The organism is Haladaptatus ordinarius (assembly GCF_054177595.1).
In genome coordinates, this window is sequence record NZ_JBPEHH010000245.1 from 1 (window position 1) to 1,819 (window position 1,819).

The following is a 1,819-nucleotide window of genomic DNA, read 5'->3' on the forward strand; positions in this document are numbered from 1 at the left end:
CAGCCGTAAGAACAGTGTCTGGATGGTAGAGAAATCTCATAATCACCCATCCAGACGCTTCCTGAGAATCTAACCCCGTCAGTCGTGACTATCCACTGACTCGATGGGAAGTACCGATAGTGGTTCAAATGCCAGAACGTCTTTTTGAAGATATCGTTGAGAGCGGAGCCGTCGCGGAGTTCCCAGTCGAAAATGCTGCCGCTGTAGAGGTGTTCGTAGATCTCCATCATCTCGTCGCAGGCAGCATCGAACAGGTCGCGGTAGTCTTTGTCTGGGCCGGTGTATTTCGCATAGTTTTTCCAGAACCCAAAGAAGTCGGTGACACCGCCGTTCGACACCATCGTGTTTAGCAGGCCTTTGTCTTCTGCGATTCTGATGAAGAGGATTTTGTTGATCTGGGTGTAGACGGATTCCCGGCAGAAAATGCGTTTGTTTTCGGCCTCTTCTTCGCCAACCCGATTGGAGAGTTGTTTCCAAACTTCGTAATCCTCGTGAAAACGGCGGTAGGGCTCCCACTCTTCTTCGATTTCGGAGATTTGCCGTCTGAGTTCTGCTTCCTCTTCGGTATCTGTGGCTCCGGCGCTCTGGACGGTTTCGAGTTCTCCTTTTAGCTGGTTGCGTTCTTGCTTGAATTGTTCATGTCGGCGTTGGTATTCATCGAATCGTTTCAGTGAGTACGACATGAAGTACTCGTTGATGCTCTTCTCAAGTGCGTCGAGAAGATTATTGAAGCCGTCATCGGTGGCAACGCTCTGAATTTGGTGGTCTGGGAGGTCGAATTGATTGAATTTTGCAACGTTGGCGACTTCTTCGCGGCGGAGTTTGTTGAGTTCGAGGAGATCTTGGTATTCGTTGATGTCGACTTCGCTAGTGAGGGCTCGTCCAGTATCCTTGTTGATGAGGCCTTCAAAGTTGACTTCGGCGAGTTTCCGGGCGCTGTATCCACCGTGTGTTTTTGCGTCTGGGTGGTCTGGGTCGCACGTTTTGTAGATGAGGAATTTGTCGAGGTTTGTTGAGATGAAGTATTCGACGTAGTTGCGGTCGCCGGCATATTCGAATCCTTGGTTGATACCGTTTTCAACATCTACGCTCCGGCGTTTGGCTTCGACGATTATGACTGCATTGCCATCGTCGTCTTTAAAGATGATATCATTCCAGTCGTTTTCTTGCTCGTAGTCGTTTTCGGTGTGGCCAAGGACATTGATGAAGATGTGGTTAATGAGACGAGGGACGACGTCGGATTCAGCGCGGTCTTCAAATTCAGTTTCTCTGTAGATAGCAGCATATTCATTCAGAATTGTCTTGATGAAGTCTTGTTCCGAATCAGAGAGGTCCAGCGATTCCGACATTATCTGAAGTCAAGACAGTGGGGTATTATAAATGTGGAGTAACCGGTCTGAAAGCTATTTTATCACGTAATGAGGATCATTCTTGTATCAATGTCGTTTTTGTCGATGCCGTAGTCAGCGAGCATTGGTCATAGAGGACTCGGATGGTCAGGCAGGATCCGGGAGTTATCCAGCAGAACGATGTTGGGTGTAAACTGATCACGGTCGACGACTTCGGTGCTACTCCAGGTGAAGTGTTACAGCCTACCTTTGATCAAGTGGGGAAGGCTGTACGGTGGCCAAGCGGGTCACCATACTACAATGATGGAGGGTGGTGGTTGGCTGGTTTGGGGTCTCGATAACGGTCTTACCAAGAGCCTGTCTAAGAATTTTGCCTCACCAATCCTCCTGACGTCGGCTGAAGATACTCTTACACGGTTCGACGGATCGATTCGGCCGTCGACAAAAAAAGAGAACCGGGCTCAGTTATC

Annotated in this window: 1 protein-coding gene; it reads right to left on the reverse strand. The window is 49.1% G+C overall.

Translation table 11 applies throughout. From position 1 onward, the window contains the following. Positions 1 to 1,349: hypothetical protein (locus ACR3FF_RS26925; protein WP_458191147.1), on the reverse strand; the 1,349-nt coding region annotated here is incomplete at its 3' end. Between the last annotated feature and the right edge of the window lie 470 nt (positions 1,350 to 1,819).